General features: G+C 69.8%; 17 protein-coding genes. 13 read left to right on the top strand and 4 right to left on the bottom strand.

Features of this window, described 5'->3' with window-relative positions; translation table 11 throughout:
* Positions 1–51 precede the first annotated feature (51 nt).
* Positions 52–846, top strand: coding sequence for a 2OG-Fe dioxygenase family protein (locus ACFV1J_RS16780; RefSeq protein ID WP_385858690.1), 795 nt, complete (start codon positions 52–54; stop codon positions 844–846).
* Here the strand turns inward: ACFV1J_RS16780 and ACFV1J_RS16775 are convergent.
* Both ACFV1J_RS16775 and ACFV1J_RS16770 read right to left on the bottom strand, forming a co-directional pair.
* The gene (locus tag ACFV1J_RS16775; protein WP_385858688.1) at positions 779–1,171 is read right to left on the bottom strand and encodes a hypothetical protein; all 393 of its coding nucleotides are present in this window, start codon (positions 1,169–1,171) and stop codon (positions 779–781) included. The two genes, ACFV1J_RS16780 and ACFV1J_RS16775, sit on opposite strands and share 68 nt — an antisense overlap.
* A 794-nt stretch (positions 1,172–1,965) precedes the next feature.
* Positions 1,966–2,859, bottom strand: a complete 894-nt coding sequence (locus ACFV1J_RS16770; protein ID WP_385858686.1) for a SigB/SigF/SigG family RNA polymerase sigma factor — start codon at positions 2,857–2,859, stop codon at positions 1,966–1,968.
* 215 nt (positions 2,860–3,074) lie between these two features.
* Here ACFV1J_RS16770 and ACFV1J_RS16765 point away from each other — a divergent pair, with 215 nt between their 5' ends.
* The 9 genes from ACFV1J_RS16765 to ACFV1J_RS16725 all read left to right on the top strand — a co-directional run bounded on the left by ACFV1J_RS16765 (position 3,075) and on the right by ACFV1J_RS16725 (position 9,843).
* Positions 3,075–3,488 carry a hypothetical protein gene (locus ACFV1J_RS16765; protein WP_385858684.1) on the top strand — a complete coding sequence of 138 codons (414 nt, stop codon included), beginning with the start codon at positions 3,075–3,077 and terminating at the stop codon, positions 3,486–3,488.
* Positions 3,489–4,341: 853 nt separating this feature from the next.
* Positions 4,342–4,497: a DUF6131 family protein gene (locus ACFV1J_RS16760; RefSeq protein ID WP_234442379.1), complete on the top strand. Its 156-nt coding sequence runs from the start codon at positions 4,342–4,344 to the stop codon at positions 4,495–4,497.
* 329 nt (positions 4,498–4,826) lie between these two features.
* Positions 4,827–5,057, top strand: coding sequence for a DUF6480 family protein (locus ACFV1J_RS16755; RefSeq protein WP_030417347.1), 231 nt, complete (start codon positions 4,827–4,829; stop codon positions 5,055–5,057).
* 533 nt (positions 5,058–5,590) lie between these two features.
* Complete coding sequence (locus ACFV1J_RS16750; protein ID WP_385858683.1) at positions 5,591–6,148, top strand: hemerythrin domain-containing protein; 558 nt, start codon at positions 5,591–5,593, stop codon at positions 6,146–6,148.
* A gap of 60 nt (positions 6,149–6,208) precedes the next feature.
* Entirely contained in the window at positions 6,209–6,625 is a 417-nt protein-coding gene (locus ACFV1J_RS16745) for a CBS domain-containing protein (protein WP_385858681.1), read from the top strand.
* Positions 6,626–6,928: 303 nt separating this feature from the next.
* Positions 6,929–7,255: a plasmid stabilization protein gene (locus tag ACFV1J_RS16740; RefSeq protein ID WP_385858679.1), complete on the top strand. Its 327-nt coding sequence runs from the start codon at positions 6,929–6,931 to the stop codon at positions 7,253–7,255.
* 248 nt (positions 7,256–7,503) lie between these two features.
* Positions 7,504–7,851 (top strand): Ig domain-containing protein, encoded by a 348-nt coding sequence (locus tag ACFV1J_RS16735; protein WP_385858677.1) that lies wholly within the window; start codon positions 7,504–7,506, stop codon positions 7,849–7,851.
* A 54-nt stretch (positions 7,852–7,905) separates the two neighbouring features.
* Positions 7,906–8,364, top strand: a complete 459-nt coding sequence (locus ACFV1J_RS16730; RefSeq protein ID WP_385858675.1) for an RrF2 family transcriptional regulator — start codon at positions 7,906–7,908, stop codon at positions 8,362–8,364.
* A gap of 201 nt (positions 8,365–8,565) precedes the next feature.
* A complete protein-coding gene (locus tag ACFV1J_RS16725) occupies positions 8,566–9,843 on the top strand; it encodes an acyl-CoA dehydrogenase family protein (protein WP_385858673.1) in 1,278 nt (425 codons plus the stop codon).
* A gap of 29 nt (positions 9,844–9,872) precedes the next feature.
* On the opposite strand, the gene ACFV1J_RS16720 is transcribed toward ACFV1J_RS16725, so the two are convergent.
* Positions 9,873–10,988, bottom strand: coding sequence for a CapA family protein (locus tag ACFV1J_RS16720; RefSeq protein WP_385858671.1), 1,116 nt, complete (start codon positions 10,986–10,988; stop codon positions 9,873–9,875).
* Positions 10,989–11,239: 251 nt separating this feature from the next.
* Between ACFV1J_RS16720 and ACFV1J_RS16715 the strand changes: the two genes are divergently transcribed.
* Positions 11,240–12,904, top strand: a complete 1,665-nt coding sequence (locus ACFV1J_RS16715; RefSeq protein WP_385858669.1) for an FAD-dependent oxidoreductase — start codon at positions 11,240–11,242, stop codon at positions 12,902–12,904.
* Between the two features lie 3 nt (positions 12,905–12,907).
* On the opposite strand, the gene ACFV1J_RS16710 is transcribed toward ACFV1J_RS16715, so the two are convergent.
* The gene (locus ACFV1J_RS16710) at positions 12,908–14,878 is read right to left on the bottom strand and encodes an amino acid transporter (RefSeq protein WP_385858667.1); all 1,971 of its coding nucleotides are present in this window, start codon (positions 14,876–14,878) and stop codon (positions 12,908–12,910) included.
* 252 nt (positions 14,879–15,130) lie between these two features.
* Between ACFV1J_RS16710 and ACFV1J_RS16705 the strand changes: the two genes are divergently transcribed.
* Both ACFV1J_RS16705 and ACFV1J_RS16700 read left to right on the top strand, forming a co-directional pair.
* On the top strand, positions 15,131–17,365 hold the full coding sequence (locus tag ACFV1J_RS16705) for a SpoIIE family protein phosphatase (protein ID WP_385858665.1): 2,235 nt from the start codon (positions 15,131–15,133) through the stop codon (positions 17,363–17,365).
* A gap of 27 nt (positions 17,366–17,392) precedes the next feature.
* Positions 17,393–18,571, top strand: coding sequence for a MalY/PatB family protein (locus ACFV1J_RS16700; protein ID WP_385858663.1), 1,179 nt, complete (start codon positions 17,393–17,395; stop codon positions 18,569–18,571).
* Positions 18,572–18,822: the final 251 nt, after the last annotated feature.

The following is an 18,822-nucleotide window of genomic DNA, read 5'->3' as shown; positions in this document are numbered from 1 at the left end:
GCCGCCGGAACGGTCAGACAGCAGCAGTCAGCCGTCAGGAGGTGCCCGCACATGGACGAGACCGCCAGCGCCACTCCGGTGGCCACCGCCCGCACCTCCCTGGCAACGGCCGGGGCCCATCTCCTCCCCGCGACCGTCACGAAATCCCTGCTGGCCGCCGACAGGGCGGCCTGGACCCGTTTCGCCGCCCACTGGGAGGAACTCTCCCCCGACCGTTACGCCGCCGAACTGGGCACCTGCCGGCTACGCCGGTACGGCCAGTTCTCCCTCACCCCCGCCACCGGCGAACTGTCCCACCTCCCCCAGCTCCCCGACCTCCCCTTCGTCCAGCCCGACCGCACCAACCCGCTCTACGACGGCGTCGACCGGCACTTCGAGCCGCTCACCGAGGCCTTCGCGGCCGATCCCGTCCTGCGCGCCGCACTGGCACTCCTGGGCCGCCTCGCAGGCGCCCTGGACGCCACGGTCACCACCTGGAACGCCAAGGTCCATCCGTTCCGGGTGGTCGCGGCGGCGGACGGCGCAGGGAACCCCACGCCGGAGGGCAGGCACCGGGACGGCGTCACGCTGGTCTCCTCCCTGCTGGTCAACCGCCACAACGCCACCGGTGGCCGGAGCACCGTCTACGCCCCGGACGGCCGCGAGCTGCTGTCCGTCACACTCGACGAGCCCGCCGCGCTCCTGGTGGCGGACGACCGCAGCACCCTGCACGGCGTCTCCCCGATCCGCCCGCTGGACCCGGCACGCACGGCTCACCGCGATGTGCTGGTGACCACGCTCATTCCGCAGATCCGCTCGGCACGGTCCCGGGCTGCCGGCCCTCCGGCCGGACGGGAGAGGTGTTGACGGAGCGGGCCCGGCGGCCCCAGCTCTCCCCCGCCTCGGTCCGGAATCCGCCGAGGTCCTTCGGCGAGAGGGTCGGGCCGAAGGTCAGATGCTCGCCCCGGTGGCCGGTCTCCTCGTACAGCTCCACGGCGAACCGGCTGAAGTTCACCAGCGACTGGACCACGGCGTCGAAACCGTGCTCCGCGAGATCCGGCACCGGCTCATTGGCGACCAGCACCCGCCGGGCGTCGTCCTCCACCTCGTTGAAGTGCCCGCCCTCGTAGAGGGCGTAGCAGTGCGGCGGGCGAACCGTGGTCCCGGACCCTTCAATGACCTTCACCGTCATGGACGCCTCCTCGCGCTCCCGCTTTCTCCCTCTTCCTCTCCCGTCCCCTCTGCCCTTCCGCCCTCGGGTCCCCTCTCTCCTCCTCTCCCTCCCGCCCTCCCCTCGTCGGCGGCTGACCGGAGCGCCACCGCCCGCCCCGCCGCCTCTCCTGTCCTGTCTACGCCGGGCCCGCCCCGGGCGCGACTCCTGGCACACCGACGCGCTGAGCGCCAACGACGCTGGTCAGCTTGTGCGTTACGGCCCGGGGAAAGGCCCCCGGCAGCCGCCGCCCACCCCAGGGCGAGGTCCTACTCGGCCCATCGAACTGCCCTCCCTCCCGCCCACCTCCATGACGCCCCTCGCTCGCCCATCGGACCGAAATCTCCGCGACGTCCTCCCAGCCCTAGCTAGCCGTACCGGCTCCCCCGGTGCGGCTTCTGCCCGCACTTCTCCCCACCCGACACCTCACCCCCTGGCGTCTTGCCGCGTGCCTTATCCCCTGGCGCTTTGCCGCCTGTCTCATACCGGATCCCCACGGCGGCTCCCCCGGTGACTCCAGGTGACGACAGGTGGCTCAGCCGCCCGTCCAGCCGGGCCCAGAGCGAGCCGGACTCAGAGCGCGGTGGCGTGCCCGAAGAACAGCGCCCTGACCACCCGTAGACCACCCGTAACGCGAAGGGGCCGGGGCGCCTTAACGCCCCGGCCCCTTCGCTCCCTTGCCGCCTCTTGTCCCGCCTCTTGTACCGGCTCTCGTCTCGGCCTTTGTCTCGCTTGTCGTCTCGGCTCTTCTGTCGGCACTCCACGGCCGGACTCACTCACGCCTCGGCCAACAGCCCCTTCCGCAACTTGGTGCAGGCGCGATTCAGCAGCCGGGAGATGTGCATCTGGGAGAGGTTGAGCTCCTTGCCGATCTCGGCCTGCGTCATCTCCGCCCCGAACCTCAGCTGGAGCAGCGTGCGTTCGCGCTCGTCGAGCTGTGCGAGGTGCGGCTTGAGGGCCTGTATGTTCTCGGCGAGGTCGAGCGCGGGGTCGTTGCTGCCCATGAGGTCCGCAACCAGCCCGGTCTGCTGCTTCCCCCCGGTCTGGATCGGCCGGTCGATGGAGTCGGTGTCATAGCCGTTACAGGCGATGAGCCCCTCCCTCACCTCTTCCTCCGGCAGCTTCAGATGTGCGGCGAGCTCTGCCGTCGAAGGGTCGTGATTGTTGGCGCCCTCCAGCTCCTCGAAGGCCCGCGCGAGGTCGATGCGGAGTTCCTGCAGCCGGCGCGGCACATGGACGGACCAGGTGGTATCACGGAAGAAACGCCTGATCTCCCCACGGATGTACGGCACCGCCAGCGTGGTGAACTCCACGTCCCGGTAAACGTCGTAGCGGTCTATGGCCTTGATGAGACCTATGGTGCCCACCTGCAGAACGTCCTCGGTGCTCTCCCCCCGGCTGCGGAAGCGCCGGGCGACGTAGCGCACGAGGGACAGATTCATCTCGATCAGCGTGTTGCGCACGTACTGGTACTCGGGGGTGCCCTCCTCGAGGACGGCGAGTCGCTCGAAGAACACCCTCGACAATTCCCTGGCTTCGCTCGGGGCAAGGCGCTGCGGCTCATCGATCGGCGGCAGAGGCACCGACGGAGCCGGGGCGAGACTGCCCTTCAACGTAGTGGCCGGGGTCGCTACCGCAGTCCTTGCTGTCATGGTGCCGGTGCTGGTCATGCTCAGGCTCCTAGCTGTTGACTCGGTCCCCCTCTGCAGTCCCCCCCTCGACCGCCTCTACCCGACGACTCACGAGGCATGTCCCGAAAACCGTCATCGCCTCGGCGTCGTCGGACTGTTGACACCCGGACGGAGCGTTACGAACGAGGCGGAAGGTAAGGGTGGTGCGGCGTGCCGAACCGGCATCAGCGGTCACCGCGAGGTACAACAACGCTGTGGGTGAGGCGATTGAGTCGGAGGAAGCGGAACCGCTTCCTCGGCTGTGCGGACTGTGCGGCGCGAGCGTGGTGGACGGGACCGGCGTCCATGCCATCGTGCCGGATTCCTCGGCGATCCATGTCCACGATCCGGCACTGGACGGCAACCGTTCACTGACGGCCTGCTCCACGGCGCACCTCGGCGAACTGCAGCAGAAGTACCACGCGCGTCCTTTTGTGAATGCCGAGCTGTGGGCCGGAAAAATCGCCCGCGCGCTGCGCCGTTACCCAGGAGGCCTTTCCCGGGAACGGCTGGTGGCGGAAACCGGGCTCAACCTTCTGCAAATCGAAGCCGCAGAAAACTGGAGCAACCACCGCCCCCGCCACCACCATCGCCGGGCACCCGACAACGACACCCCCGAGGTCCCATAACCCCGCACTCCCTTCCACGAGCGCCAATATGACGGCCCCTCACCCAACCCCTCGCCCCTCCCCGCCCGAATTACCATACGGTCGGGCCCTGGCGCCGCTACACCACTCCCCGCCTCACAGTCACGCCACTCCGCGCAGTACCAACACTCAGTTCTCGCATTCCTGGTACGGAAAAGTGACGCCGAAGGCCCCGCCGCCCAGAATCTCCAGGCCGACCAGGAACACCCAGAGCCCGTACACGACCCCAAAGCGGCGACCGCAGAACCGACCCCCACCAGCAGAAAATGCCGACGACGGCGGCCGGCCCGCCCACCGCGCCAGCGATGAAGACCCAGGGCCCCCCTTCCCCTGAGCCATCCACTTTTCATGAGCCAACCGCCCAGCGGCGCGCCGGATAGCACCCACCGGCCACCTCAAGCCAGCTCCCGCTCTCGGCCCCGCTCCCGCTCCCGGCTCCCCCGGTCCCTGTAGCCCGTCCCTGTGCCCACTCCCCTGCCCTCCCCCGGAGACGCACACCGCCACGCTCATGTCACCTCGGGAGAGCAGAAACCGAACGCGACGCACGGACACCGAGCCACGGCCGCCGAACGGAAATTGCAGCGGGCGGTCGACAACCGATGACATCCCCCTTCCCCCCTTCCGACGGCCAGCCCCTACCCACCCCTGCCCTCCTCCCACCCCTCCCAGAATTCCCCTCCAAGAACTCCCCCTCCCCCGCTTATCCACCATGATCACGCCACCGCCCCTCCCTGTCAGCAGTTCCGCATCCACCAATGACAGAAGACAGAAGTTGCCTGTGCGTCACACCGGTACCACAGTGAAGAGGGGAACATATGCGAGATCGGAGCACATCGTGATCGTTCTCGGAATTATCTTGCTGGTCATCGGGTTCGTGACCGGTATCGGCATCCTGTGGACCATCGGAATCATCCTGGCCGTGATCGGGGCGATCCTCTGGGTTCTCGGGGCGATGGGTCATGCAGTAGCCGGCCGACGGCACTACTGGTAGTGCCACCACCCGCAAGCGGAATGGAACGCCGCCCGCGGGCCAAGAACCCAGAAGTCCTCCGCCACCACATGAGGCGGAGGACTTCCGGGATTACCAAGATCGCCGATTGCGCCCCGGCCAGCGCCGATCCCAAACGCAAAAGACGCGACCTCACCCCTTCTCTCCCCCTCCCCTCCCTCCCGCGCCCACCCGCCATACCCACCACCGCCAGCACCCCGACACCCCTGACCGCCCATAACGCCCCAAGGCCCACCCCCGACCGCCCACACCACCCCATCGCTCATCCACCCCACCCGGTGAAAATAGCCCTTTTCGGGCAAACTCCCGGTATGAGCACTCACCACCCTGATCCAGACCCTCGCGAAACACCGGGCCTCGGCCCCGGAGGCGGCGTACCGCCGGGCGAAACCCCGCCGGGCGAGGACAGCACGGGCTCGGAGACCGGCCCTCGTGACCTCCCCACCCGCGGATGGGCCAAGGGCCCGGCCATCATCCTCGGCATCGTCGTCGTCCTCTGCGCAGCGTTCTTCATCGCCTACGCCGTGATCATGGCGCGCTGACCAGAGCCACCGCGCACCCACCGAGACGCCCCTGGCCGCACACCCCGACCCCTCCGGGCCGCAGCCTCGCCGCACCGGTGACAGGTGCCCGGCGACAGGCAACCACTCAACCGCCCCCGGTAAGCAGCATCACCTGACCGCACTCGGAGGCAAGGGGCCCAGCGAGAGGCATCAGCCGACCGCACCCGGTGGCGCGGTCACCTCCCCACGCCGTAGCCCGCCCGGGGAGCCGCAGCCCCCGGCACCCCAGCATTGCCCCCTGCGCCCTGGGCTCCGGCACTCCCCCTGCTCACCCCTCCCCCACCCCCTCCCTAGCCCCAGAGACACCGCCCCAACCGGCCCTCCCTCCCTCTCCCCCTCCCCCCACGCCACCTCACCGCACCCCACACCACCCCCACCGCGGCCATCATCCCGGCATCCGACGCAATCCCCCGGAGTTGACGTTATGCGCCGGACGACTCGGGAACCCGTTGCTCTGGTGCGCCCGGCAACGGGCCGGCTGCGCCCGGGTCACCGGAGGGACAGGACAGATCATGGAGCACGGCGAGGACGTCATCGCGGAGCTGACCGCGGACCACCGGGAGGTCGACGACCTCTTCGAGCAGTTCGACAACGCGGCGCCCGGCAGCAACGCCCGCAAACGGCTCCTGGACGCCCTGACCATCGAGCTGGTGCGCCACTCGGTCGCCGAAGAGGAACACCTTTACCCGGCCGTACGCGACCACCTGGAGAACGGCGGGATGCTGGCGGACAAGGAGATCGCCGACCACCTCCGCGTCGAGCAGCTGCTGAAGGAACTCGAGGGACGCGAGGCCGACGACACCGACTTCGACCGCCTCGTACGCGAGCTGCGCACCGAGGTCACCGCACACGTGGAGGACGAGGAGAACCACCTCTTCCCCCAACTGCGCGACGGCGTCCATCCGTATGTCCTGGAAAGCCTCGGCCGGAAGGTCCGCGAGGCGAAGCAGACCGCCCCGACCCGCGCCCACCCCATGGCCCCGAGCACGCCACCGGCCAACAAGCTGCTGGCTCCAGGCCTGGGCCTGGTGGACCGGGTGCGCGACTACGTCACCGGCCGAGGCCGGTAGCCCGCACGGAACCTCACCTCCTCACATCCCAGATCCCTCCTCAAGGAAGGACAAACAGTCATGCCTGTGGCACGCGACATCATGTCGCCCGGTGCGGAATGCATCGGCGCCGACGACAACATCCTCGAAGCGGCTCGCAAGCTGACCTCCCTCGGCGTCGGAGCGCTGCCGATCTGCGGCACGGACGACAAGCTCAAGGGTGTCCTGACCGACCGCGACGTCGTCGTGAAGGTGCTGGGCAAGAACCTGGACCCGCAGCAGACCAAGGCCGGCGAACTCGCCCAGGGCGAAGCGGTCACCATCGGTGCCGACGACGGAGCCGACGAGATCTTCGCGACGATGGCCCGTCACAAGGTCCGCCGCCTGCCGGTCATCGACGGTCATCGCCTGGTTGGCATGGTGGCCCTGGCCGATGTCGCCCGCGCCCTCCCCGACCCGCAGGTCGGCGACCTCCTCCAGGCGCTCTCCACCGACTGACCCCACCACACCGACACGCACCGCCCCGGACCCCTCCCCCCCCGCGTCGCACCTGCCGTCGTTCGACCAGTGGCGGTGCGGCGCCGCCGTCCGGACTCCGCCGCCATCGCCGCCGGCGGGCGGGTCGGTCGGGGCAGCACACCAGCCCGCTACCGGGAGTTCCGCCGCAGGAAAGGCACCCGCCCGATCGGCCGCTCTGCCTCGCGCGCTGCCGCCGAACGGGGTGAACTGAAGGGGTGACCGTCGACCGCCCCCACACGCGGCCGGCCGATGAACGACACAGCAACCGGTCAAGGAGCCGTCATGCCTGCAGGTTCGAGCAAGAAGCGAGAGCGTCAGTACGAGCACATCAAGGAAGGTGCCGAGCAACGAGGCGAGTCGACGAAGCGGGCCAAGGAGATCGCTGCCCGGACCGTGAACAAGGAGCGCGCCCGGTCTGGCGAGTCGAAGACCGCCAGCAAGGTATCCATCCGGGACAAGAAGTCCGCGCCCCAGCGGGGCGGCGAGCGCTCCCACCGCGGTGCCCAGGGTCCCACCAAGGACCAGCTCTACGAGGAAGCCAAGAAGCGCAACATCGACGGCCGCTCCTCGATGAACAAGGACGAGCTCCGCAAGGCCCTCGGTCGCTGACCAGCCTCACGGCTGCCCATCGGCGTTGCGTGTGGGGTCCTACGACGCCGTAACTGTGCCCATATTCAAGGGTGTTGCTCATCTCAGCCTCCCCAGCCGATTCATTGCATCCGCTGTAAAGCCTGCATCGAAAAAGCCCGCGTGCGCAAGCAATCCGCCGCGGTCGGGGGAGAAAACACCCGTTCGAGTGACGGTGGGGTCGTCGGCCGATGGCGAAGGTGTTCACGGTCATGGAATGAGGAGGCGCAATGAATGCGGAAGCGGGCACGGACCTGACGGTGGCCATCGAGCCGGCCGGAGGCACGGGACAGCACGCCGGCCCCCACCAGACCTTCCCGCACCCGCTGAAGGCGCGGCTCGTCGACCGCAGGAGCGGCCTCCCGGTGGCCGATGCGACAGTGACATTCGTCTGGCTGTCCACGACGCAGCAGGTCCTCTTCGAGGGAGGGGAGACCACCGTGACGGTCGACACCGACTCCCAGGGGTACGCACAGACCCCGCCGTTGATCGCGGGTGACGCGGCGGGAACCGCATCCTTCACCGTGACCGCAGAGGGAGCCGCCCCGAAGCACTTCGAGGTAACGGTCGACCACTGACCGGCCTGCCGGGCCACCGCCCCGGCCCCAGCGGCCCTGCGGAATAATGCGAGCATGCGGATTTCAGCCAGAGCGGATTACGCGGTGCGCGCCGCGCTGCAACTCGCTCATGCCCGGGGCGCAGGACCGCTCAAGGCGGAGGCCATCGCGGACGCCCAGGACATTCCGCACAAGTTCCTCGAAGGCATTCTGAACGACATGCGTCGCGGCGGACTCGTCCTCAGCCAGCGCGGCGGTAACGGCGGCTACCGCCTGGCCAAGGCCCCGGAGTCCATCAGCATCGCCGATGTCATCCGCGTCGTCGACGGACCCCTGGTGTCCGTACGAGGCGTCCGGCCGCCGGAGTTGTCCTACACCGGCCCGGCAGAGTCACTCCTGCCCCTCTGGGTCGCCCTCCGCGCCAACGTCCGGCAGATCCTCGACGGGGTTTCGCTCGCCGATGTCGCCTCGGCGGACCTGCCCACCCGGGTATCCGCACTGGCCGAAGACCCCGCCTCCTGGACGAACCCCTGAGGCGGTAGCCCTCGGCGCCGCCGCACGCCGGGCACCGGTCGGAGCGAACCGCAATCCCAGTCCGGATGACAAGATTCGGCTGTCCACGCCTTGAACGGCCCTTGCCGCCACGGGAGTACGGGCGCATCATCATTTCCCTACTAATCCAGTGGGAAAACTAGGGAAACCGCCAGACCACCCGACAGGACGGTGACCGGCGCCATGCCGAAGAAGTCCGCAGCATGCACCGCCGCCCCACAGGTCAACGGCGCGGCGGACGACGCCATCTGGCCGCGCGTCACCCGTGAGGTCGCGGAGGATCTCGCCGTCGACGCGATCGCCCGTGACCGCGCCGGCAAGCCTCCGTTCGACGAGCTCTCCCGGCTGCGCGAAGCCGGCCTACCGGCTCTGCTGATGCCACCGGGGCCGTCCTCGTGGGGTACCGACTGGCGTACGGCATGTGCGGTCCTCCGGGAGATCGCGGCGGCCGACAGTTCCATCGGCGAGCTCCTGGGAAGGCACTACGCGCTCTCCTGGAGCGCCCGCTTCTTCGGCTCCCCCGAGCAGGCCGACCGGATCGAGCGCCAAGCGGGAGCCGGGCAGTGGCTCTGGGGCGGGAGCATCGATCTGCCGGGAACGGACCCGGAGCAGGAGACCGAGACCGGCCCCGAACTCACCCTCACACCGACCGAGAGCGGATACGTCCTCCACGGTCGCCAGGTCTTCCCGGCAGGCGTCACGGTGGCCGACCAACTGGTGGTGAGCGCGGTCTGCACCACCACCGGGGAGGCGCTGATCGTACGGGTGGACCCTGCCGAGCCCCGCGTCTCGACGGTTCCCGCGCACGACCGCCTCGGCCAGCGGCTCACCGGAGCCGGCAGCGTCGATTTCGACGGCGTGCCGGTGCAGCCGGGCCAGGTTCTCGGGAGCGTGCCGCACGACGAACACGATGTCTCCCCGTTCGCCACGCTCGCCCCACTGGCGCTCCGGCTCGCCCTGGTCCACGTCTGCCTGGGCATCGCCGAGGGAACGCTGGCCGAGGCCCGGGACTTCAGCCGCACCGCACCGCGCAACTGGCCGCCCTCGGATCCGGACGGCGGCGCCTTCGACGGGCGCCCCGGAAGCGACCCGTATCTCCTGCTCGCCTACGGGGAACTGGTGACTGCCGCGCACACCGCGGCGGCGGTCGTCGAGCCCGCCACCGAAGCGCTGGCGAGGGGACTCCTCATGGGGCGGGAGCTCGATGTCGACCAGCGCGCGGACATCGCGGTGCTCGTCGCCGCGGCCGAAGCGGTCACGAGCAGGTCCACCCTGGACATCACCACCCGCATCCTGGAACTCACCAACGGCGCCGACTCCCCCGCGGACGGCCCGGGGTTCGACCGCTTCTGGCGCAATGCCCGTGTACTGACCGCCCAGGGCTCACCCACCCACAGGCTGCGCGATATCGGCGACCACTATCTGAACGGCACCCATCCGCCACTGACCTTGCACATCTAAGGCACTCCCACACACCCGCACGGTCGGCGTCACAGCGGTCGGAGGGTGAGAGCGTGGCCGTCCCCCTCCGCGGTGGAGCAGGGGCGGAAGCCCGTGCTGATGCGGTCGAGGAGTCTTTGCACCCAGTCGCAGTCACGGGCGGACGGGTGCCGTAGGCGCATCCTGTGGGCCTGGAGGGGAACGATGCGCACGTCGTGGAGCCTGCCGGTCGGCTGCTCCAACGAGACGAGGAAGAGCAGGCGCAGGTCGTCCCGGTACTGCTCGTAGCCGGTGATGCCCTCGTAGTCGTCGATGAAGTCGCCGCACCCGTGGATCACCAGCTTTCCGTGGTAGGCCTCCAGGCTGCGCGGATGGTGCGAGGAGTGGCCGTGCACGACGTCGACGCCGCCGTCGAGGAGCAGTCGCGCGAAGACGGCCTCGCTGCGGGTGACGCGGTAGCCCCAGTTGGGGCCCCAGTGGACCGAGGCAATGGCGATGTCACCCGGCCGCTTGAGCTGCCGTATCCGTGCGGCCAGACCGGTTGCCACGGTTTCCGACGGTTCGGAGAAGAACGCCACCCCGCTCCGGTCCTCAGTCGCGGCCCAGGAGAAGGGGATGCCGCTGGTCGGCAGGCCGAACGAGAAGACCAGGAGGCGATGACCGCCGTTGAGGGGGACGATCGCCGGACGCCGCGCGGCGTCGGCGTCCGCGCCGGCGCCCGCCGTCCGCAGACCCGCGCCGGCCAGGACGTCGAGCGTCTCCACCAGTCCGTCGCGGCCGAAGTCCAGGACGTGGTTGTTGGCCAGGACGCAGACGTCGGGGCGTGCGACGGTCAAGCTCGTGAGGTTGTCGGGATTCATCCGGTAGTGGACTTCCTTGCCGGACGCGAAGGAGCCGCTGCGCGTGACGCTGGTTTCCAGATTGATCACCCGGGCCGCGGGGGCGGCCTCGTCAAGGACGGGTAGCGCCTCTCCCCACGGCCAGGCGAAGCCGACCGGACGGGGGATCGGTCCGTTCGCCGCCTCGGCGAGTTCGACGTAGGCGCGGGCGTCGTCGAGATAGCCCTCACGCAGCGCGGGATCGCCCGGATACGGGAGGATCTGGTCGACCCCGCGACCGAGCATCACATCCCCGCACAGGAACACCGTGACCAGGCCACCGTCCACGCTTCCAGGCTAGGGCCAGGCCGGGGGCGGAGCATCGGTCGGCTGAGGCCGAAGCGGGACGGCCGGGCATCGACGGCAGGGCGTCAACATGACGTCGTCGGACGCACACCTTCCGGGCATTCACAGGCACACGGCGATCACGGATAGTAATCAAACGAGGGCGATGGCTACGCAGAGTTGTCCACGCAGTGTCGCGTGGGCGGTCCGCAGCCGTCAGACCCGCCACCGATCCATCGTCGTAGGGGGCCACCATGGCCGCATTTCAGATCAGTGCCAGCATCGAGAGCGGTATCGAAGTAGCTCCGGGAGACGCGCGCTACGAGGCGCTGAGAAGGGGCTTCAACCAACGCTTCATCGCGACACCTGACTATGTGTCCGTGATCGGCTCGACCGGCGAGGCCGTCGCCGCGCTCAACAAGTACCTGGCGAGTCACCGCTCCGACGAGAGCCTTGGCCGCCGCATCACGGTCCGCTCGGGAGGCCACTGCTACGAGAACTTCGTCTGCGGTGAAGACGTGGGCGTCATCCTCGACGTCGGGCAGATGGACCGGGCCTATCTGGACCAGGAGATGGGCGCGTACTGCGTCGAGTCCGGTGCCACCAACTGGCATGTGGCCACTCACCTCTACGCACCGTTCGGCGTGGCACTGCCCGGCGGGTCGTGCTACTCCGTCGGCGCCGGTGGTCATGTGTCGGGAGGCGGGTACGGCCTGCTGTCCCGGCAGCACGGGTTGACGGTGGACTATCTCTACGCGGTCGAGGTCGTCGTCGTCCGCGACGGGCAGCACGCCGAGGTGGTGGTCGCCCGCCGCGACTCCCCCGAGCCGGAGCTGCGGGACCTGTGGTGGGCGCACACCGGCGGGGGCGGCGGCAACTTCGGTGTGGTGACGCGGTACTGGTTCAAGGGTCTGCCCAAACCCCCGGGGCAGGTGCTGCTGCATGCCATCGCCTGGCCGTGGGAGGAGCTCGAGGACCAGCCGGAGCGCTTCAAGTCCCTGGTGCGCAACTACGGGCTGTTCTTCGAGTACGAGAACACCCCCGAGCTCCCGGAGTCGCTCCGCGGCGACTACACCGACATGTTCACCCTGCTGAAGCTGAACCACCGCGCCAACGGCAAGATCGGTCTGATCACCCAGCTCGATGCCACCAGGCCGGACAGCGTTCAGCGGCTCAACGCCTTCCTGGACTGGGTCACCCTCGACCTCGGCGTCGAACCGACGCCGCTGGACCGGCGGATGGGCGAACACGCACCCATGGGCGGACTGCATGTACCGACCCGGTTGCCCTGGCTGACGGCCGCCCAGACGCTCAACGGCTCCGGTGACAACCAGTGCGGCAAATACAAGTCGGCGTATATGACGCGGGGATTCACCGAGGACCAACTCGACGCCATCTTCCGTCATTTGACCCGGGCGGACTACGACAATCCGCAGGCACTGCTCCAGGTCGACTCCTACGGTGGCGCCATCAACGTCCCCGACAGCTCCGACACGGCGGTCTACCAGCGAAGTTCGGTGCTCAAACTGCAATACCAGACCTACTGGAGCTGGAAGCGGGACGTCAACAAGGACGGTGTCGCCGACCACCACGACGCCGACGCCGATCCCTCGATCGCGGCGCCCCATCTCCGTTGGATCCGTGAGTTCTACCGCGATGCCTATGCCGACACGGGCGGAGTTCCGGTGCTGGCACCCGACGGCACCGTGACGGACGATCGGCCGGCACCGGTGACCGACGGCTGCTACATCAACTACCCGGACACCGATCTCGACGATCCGGAGTGGAACACCTCCGGCGAATCCTCACACCGTCTGTACTACGGCGACAACTACACACGGCTGCAGGAGGTCAAGGAGTACTGGGACCCACGCAACGTCTTCCGCCATGCCCAGTCCGTCCAGCCGTTCACCCGCTGAGGATCAGCCGACATGGACACGGGGGCGACGGGAACGGTCGGGTTCGGCCTCGCGAAGGACCTCGCGGGTGACGGGGGCGACTTCGCCCTGGCCGAAGAGGAAGAAACGGAGGAACTGGGCGAAGGGATTGCCTTCGGTCCACTCGAAGTAGATGTGCGGGCGCTTGCCCGTCTCGTCGCGCACATGCAGCAGCAGGGCGGCCAGCGCGTTGGAAATGGTGGAGCTTTCGAGGGCGAGCACCCGATAACGGTTGTGGAGGACCTCCCCGTGTACCCGCAGCTCGCTCTCGAACTCGGACGGGTCGCTGACGGTGACCTCGACGAAGACGAAGTCGTCGTCCGCCGGGAGGTCGTTGTCGGTGCGGATCTGCTGGAGCTTGTCGCGGTATTCGGCCAGGTCACGCTGGTCGGGCTCGTTCGCGATGAACCGGATCTCGCGGTGGGCGACGTCGCGGATGAACCGCTCGGACATGTCGTCCAGCACCACGCTGGTCACCCGCAGCTCGAAGGCCCGGGCGAGCCGGGAGAGCAGCGACAGCAGGATGATCCCGGCGATGAAACAGGCACCGATCTTCACTCCGTCGGGCCGTTCGATCACGTTCGCCACGGTCGTGTAGAGGAACACCGCCGCGATCACGGCGAAGCCGATGGTCCAGCCGCGTTCCCCGCTCCGCCGGGCGGCGATGGTCACCGCGATCGCGGCGGAGCTGATGAGCACCAGCACACCCGTGGCGTAGGCACCGCCCTGGGCATCCACGTTGGCGTCGAAGATCCAGGTCACCAGGAACGCGACGGCGGTGAAGACCAGCACCATCGGGCGCACGGCCCGCGCCCAGTGCGGTGCCATGCCGTAGCGCGGCAGGTACTGGGGCATGAGGTTCAGCAGTCCCGCCATGGCCGAGGCGCCGGCGAACCAGAGGATGGCGATGGTGGAGATGTCGTAGACCGTGCCGAAGGCGGAGCCCAGGTACTCGTGGGCGAGGTAGGCAAGGGCGCGCCCGTTGGCCGGGCCGCCTGGTTTGAAGGCGGGCTCGGGGATCAGCAGGGTGGTGATGAAGCTGGTGATGATCAGGAAGATGCTCATGATCACGGCGGCGGTGGTGAGCAGCTTCTTCGCACCGCGGATCCGCCCGGTGGGGCGCTCCTCGGTGTCGCCGGCGTCGCCTTCGATATGGGGCATGACCGCCACGCCGGTCTCGAAGCCGGACAGGCCCAGGGCCAGCTTCGGGAAGACCAGGAGGGCCACTCCGATCATGGCCAGGCCGTTGCCGTGCTCGGTGGTCAGCGCCTGGGTCCAGTCGGGCACGACGTGCGGTGCGGAGAGGACGTGCCACAGGCCGACCAGCACGACCACCGCATTGAGGCCGAGGTAGATCCCGACCAGGACGACCGCCACGCCGATCGCCTCCAGGAAGCCCTTGAGGAAGACCGCGCCGAGGAGCGCCACCAGGATCAGGGTGATGAGCATCTGCCGGCCGTGCAGAGCACTGCTGACGTGCGGGTTCTCCACCAGGTGGGTGGCGGCGTCGGCCGCGGAGAGGGTGATGGTGATCAGGAAGTCGGTGGCGGCGAAGCCGAGCAGGGTGAGGACGAACAGCTTGCCCTTCCAGAAGGACAGCAGCCGCTCCAGCATCGCGATCGACCCCTGGCCGTGCGGGCTCTCCTTCGCCACCCGGCGGTACACCGGCAGAGCCCCGGCCAGCGTGACAAGGACCAGGACGATCGTGGCCACGGGCGACAACAGCCCGGCCGCGAGGGCGGCGATACCCGGCTGGTAGCCGAGGGTGGAGAAGTAGTCGACACCCGTCAGGCACATCACCCGCCACCACCGCTGGCCCTGATGGGCGCTCTGCGGGCCGGCGTGCGGACCGGGATGGCGCTTGGCCATGTCGGCCAGCCCCTCCAGCAACCATGCTCGCAGGCGCTGCCGCGGTGCGGGCGGGGTGGAAGAGCCCGCGGGGGCGGAGGGGGGCATCGTGCGCTCCTGTCGTGCCGCGAAAGCGTCCAGCCATCGGCGAGACGGCCAGGTCAGCGTACGGAACCCGATGGCCGGCGGGGTGGCGGCGCCCGGCGTGCCGCCGAGGGATTCCGGCAGGTGGGCCCACCGGGCGACGCCGGGCGGCGGAGTCGGACGGCCACTCGGAGCCCGTGGGCATATGCCCGATATGTCAGAGTTAAGAGAGGACGCGACAGCGCAACCGGCGAACGCACGAGAGGGCACCCTGCCATGTCCACGGATCGCCTCGGACCGGTCACCGAACGTATCCGGTCCCTGCACCGGCGGAGCACGGAGTACGAGGACCTCTTCGACCAGGCTCCGGTGATCTTTGCTGCGCTGAGCGGGCCGGGACATCGGCTGGAGGCGGCGAATCCGGCGTTCCTGGAGGCGGTCGGCGGCGACCGGGGGCAGATCGGGGCTCCGCTCGGCGAGCTGTTGCCCGAGCTGGAGCCGCAGGGCGTACTGAACCGGCTCGATGAGGTCTACCGGACCGGCACCGCCTACCGGGCCCGGGGTGCCCGGCTGGTGCTCGGCACGCCGGGAACGGAACGGGAGGGGTACTTCGACTTCACCTGCGAGCCCCGGAGGGACGCGGCGGGCACCGTCGACGGGGTGGTCGTGATCGCGGTGGACACCACCGCGCACCATGACGCCCAGGTACTCGCCGCCGAGCAGCGGGTGCTGCTGGAGCGGATCGCGCGCGACGCACCGCTCGGCGAGATCCTGACCGGGATGGCCCGGGCGATCGAGGAGTTCTCCCCGGATCTGATCGTCTCGGTGCTGCTCGCCGATCCCGACGGGACACATCTGCGGCACGGGGCCGGTCCCAGCCTGCCCGCCTTCTACAACGAGGCGATCGACGGGGTCGCCATCGGCCCGGACGTCGGCTCCTGCGGCACCGCCGCGTATCTGCGCGCTCCGGTGATCGTCACGGACATCGCCACCGACCCCCGGTGGGAGGGCTATCAGGAGCTGGCGCGGCAGGCCGGGGTCGCGGCCTGCTGGTCCACCCCGATCTTGGACGCTGACGGGCAGCTGCTGGGCACGTTCGCGATGTACCACCGGACCCCGAAGGCCCCGGACGACAAGGACGTGGCACTCAGCGGGGCGTTCGCCCGGATCGCGGCCCTGGCGATCGAGCGCCGCCGTGCCCTGGAGGCCGGCCAGGCCGCTCAGGAGCGGGAGAAGGAGGCCCGGGAGGACCTGGCGTTCGTGCTGGACGCCAGCACCGCCATCACCCGTGAACCGCACTACTTCGACTCCCTGCAGTGTCTGGCCCGGCTGACCGTGCCCTCGCTGGCGTCGCTGTGCACGGTGCACGTCGTCGAGGACGGCCACACCCATCGGATCGCGGTGGCCTCGGACGGCCTGGCCGGCGAGAGTCTGCTGTCCGCTCCCGGGCTGAGCGACGAGATCGACGGCGCGGTCGCCCGGGTGCTGGCCTCCGGCGCCACCGAGTCGGGCCTCATCCGTACCGCCGGTCTCGAGAGCGGCGGCACCGGCCTCGACAGCCACAGCCGCCCGGACGGAAGTCCCCGCGCCCACGCCGCTCCCGGACGCCCCGCCGTGCCCGCCTACGTGTGTGTCCCGTTGGCCACCCGTGGCCGTACGTTCGGGGTGCTGACCTTGCTCACCATGGACCGGGACCTGGACGGGCATGTCATCGCGCTGGCCGAGGAGCTGGCGCGGCGGGCCGCGTCGAGTGCCGACAACGCCCACCAGTTCACCGACCGGGTCCGGCTCGCCCGCGAGTTGCAGGCCGGTCTGCTGCCGCCGGAGCTTCCGGTCGTGCCGGGCGCCGAGCTGGCGGCGTCGTACCACCCTGCCGGCGAAGGGCTTGACGTCGGTGGGGACTTCTACGACGTCTTCCCGCTGCCCGACGACCGCTGGGCGCTGATCATCGGCGACGTCTGCGGGCGCGGCGCGGCGGCCGCCACCACGACCGGAATGGTCCGTCACACGGCGCGCGTCGCGGCACGCCTTCTGCACGACCCGGCGGCTGTCGTGGCGGCCATCAACGACGCGCTCATCGAGGGCACGAGCGAGGACACCTTCGTGTCGCTCATATACGGCGAACTGCGGCGCGCGGATGCGCGGCTCGTCGTGGACGTGATGCGCGCCGGTCATGTGCCGCCCCTCATACGCCGTGCCGAGGGCCCGGTGGAGCAACTCTCCCAACCTGGGCAGTTGTTGGGCATAGCGCCCGGGGTCGGCGGGTGCCCGTGCCAGGTGGTGCTCTCCCCGGGTGACAGCCTGGTGCTGGTCACCGACGGCATCACCGAGGCCCGTGACGCGGACGGCGAGTTCTTCGAGGAACAGCGCCTGGCCGATGCGCTGGTCGCGGTGCCCGGCCCGGCTCCCTCGGCCGACGCGCTGCTGGAGTCCGTCACGGCGGCGGTCTCGGCGTTCGCCGGTGATGCCACCAACGACGACCAGGCCGCTCTGGTGCTCACCGCCACCTGAACGCGCCGACGCGCCTATCGTTGCCTCATGGAGCCCAGGCCGCCCGACGTGCCCGCCGACGCGAACCCGCTGCGTGCGCTCTCCCTCGACACGCTGCGGCGGCGGACGAGCATGAAATGGCGTACCTACCCGGCCGATGTGCTGCCGTTGTGGGTGGCCGAGATGGACGTACCGCTGGCCGCACCGGTCGTGCGGGCGATCTCTGACGCGGTCGCGCTCGGGGACACCGGCTATCCGGCCGGGACGGCGTACGCCCGGGCGCTGGCCGGTTTCGCCGGCGAGCGGTGGGGCTGGCACGGCCTCGCCGTGGAGCGCACGGCGATCGTGCCCGACGTGATGCTGGGCATCGTCGAGGTGCTGAAGCTGGTCACCCGGCCTGGCGACCCGGTGGTCGTCAACTGCCCGGTGTATCCGCCGTTCTACCAGTTCCTCACGCATATGGACCGGCGGGTCGTGGAGGCCCCGCTGGGTCCCGACCTGCGGATCGATCTCGGTGCGCTGGACGGGGCGTTCCGGGATGCCGTTGCGGGCCGCGGCCGGGTCGCGTACCTGCTGTGCAGCCCGCACAACCCGACCGGCACGGTGCACAGTGCCGAGGAACTGACGGCGGTGGCGACGCTGGCGGACGAGTACGGCGTACGGGTCGTCGCGGATGAGATCCACGCACCGGTGGTGGCCATGGACGCCACCTTCGTTCCGTACCTGAGCGTGCCGGGCACGGAGCGCGGCTTCTCGCTCATGTCGGCGTCCAAGGCGTGGAATCTGGCGGGGCTCAAGGCCGCGCTGGCCGTCGCCGGTCCCGAGGCCGCCGGGGATCTGGCGCGGATGCCGGAGGAGGTCGGCCACGGCCCGAGCCACGTCGGCGTGCTCGCGCACACGGCCGCACTGCGGGACGGCGGCGGCTGGCTCGACGCGCTGCGCGCCGGGCTCGACGAGAACCGCCGACTGCTCGCCCGGTTGCTGGCCGAGCGACTGCCCGCGGTCCGCTACCGCCCGGCCGCGGGCACCTTCCTCGCCTGGCTCGACTGCCGTCCGCTCGGCCTCGGCGACAACCCCGCCGCGTTCTTCCTGGAGCACGGCAGGGTGGCCCTCAGCCCCGGCCCGGACTTCGGCACCGGCGGAGCCGGCCATGTACGACTCAACCTGGCGACCTCCCCCGAGGTGCTCACCGAGGCGGTCGGACGGATGGCCGACGCGCTGGACTGAATCGTCGTACGGCGCAAGGGCTGACGCGCCGCACTGAAGCGGGGTTGATGCGGGAGGCGGCGCGTCGAGGCGAGGAGAGGCGAGGCGAGGCGTCATGGGCGGCGGACCGCACGGATGACGCGCCGCCGGCAGCGAGACTGCACGGCAGCGACGGGCAGCACACACCTCCGGGCAGCCGCTAGGCGTGCCCTCCGCCCCCTGCCCCCGGCGCCCCGGCTCCCGGCCCCAGCCCCAGCCCCAGCCCCAGCCCC

The organism is Streptomyces sp. NPDC059649, assembly GCF_042734445.1.
Classification (GTDB): Bacteria; Actinomycetota; Actinomycetes; order Streptomycetales; family Streptomycetaceae; genus Streptomyces.
Note: the sequence above shows the minus strand (reverse complement) of the source record. Positions and strands in the feature narration are given on the sequence as shown.

Coding starts and splice junctions, on each gene's coding strand:
- ACFV1J_RS16700 (WP_385858663.1), top strand. CDS start 17,393: ATGGAGCCCAGGCCGCCCGACGTGCCCGCCGACGCGAACCCGCTGCGT.
- ACFV1J_RS16780 (WP_385858690.1), top strand. CDS start 52: ATGGACGAGACCGCCAGCGCCACTCCGGTGGCCACCGCCCGCACCTCC.
- ACFV1J_RS16725 (WP_385858673.1), top strand. CDS start 8,566: ATGCCGAAGAAGTCCGCAGCATGCACCGCCGCCCCACAGGTCAACGGC.
- ACFV1J_RS16750 (WP_385858683.1), top strand. CDS start 5,591: ATGGAGCACGGCGAGGACGTCATCGCGGAGCTGACCGCGGACCACCGG.
- ACFV1J_RS16715 (WP_385858669.1), top strand. CDS start 11,240: ATGGCCGCATTTCAGATCAGTGCCAGCATCGAGAGCGGTATCGAAGTA.
- ACFV1J_RS16710 (WP_385858667.1), bottom strand. CDS start 14,878: ATGCCCCCCTCCGCCCCCGCGGGCTCTTCCACCCCGCCCGCACCGCGG.
- ACFV1J_RS16770 (WP_385858686.1), bottom strand. CDS start 2,859: ATGACCAGCACCGGCACCATGACAGCAAGGACTGCGGTAGCGACCCCG.
- ACFV1J_RS16735 (WP_385858677.1), top strand. CDS start 7,504: ATGAATGCGGAAGCGGGCACGGACCTGACGGTGGCCATCGAGCCGGCC.
- ACFV1J_RS16745 (WP_385858681.1), top strand. CDS start 6,209: ATGCCTGTGGCACGCGACATCATGTCGCCCGGTGCGGAATGCATCGGC.
- ACFV1J_RS16705 (WP_385858665.1), top strand. CDS start 15,131: ATGTCCACGGATCGCCTCGGACCGGTCACCGAACGTATCCGGTCCCTG.
- ACFV1J_RS16755 (WP_030417347.1), top strand. CDS start 4,827: ATGAGCACTCACCACCCTGATCCAGACCCTCGCGAAACACCGGGCCTC.
- ACFV1J_RS16730 (WP_385858675.1), top strand. CDS start 7,906: ATGCGGATTTCAGCCAGAGCGGATTACGCGGTGCGCGCCGCGCTGCAA.
- ACFV1J_RS16775 (WP_385858688.1), bottom strand. CDS start 1,171: ATGACGGTGAAGGTCATTGAAGGGTCCGGGACCACGGTTCGCCCGCCG.
- ACFV1J_RS16740 (WP_385858679.1), top strand. CDS start 6,929: ATGCCTGCAGGTTCGAGCAAGAAGCGAGAGCGTCAGTACGAGCACATC.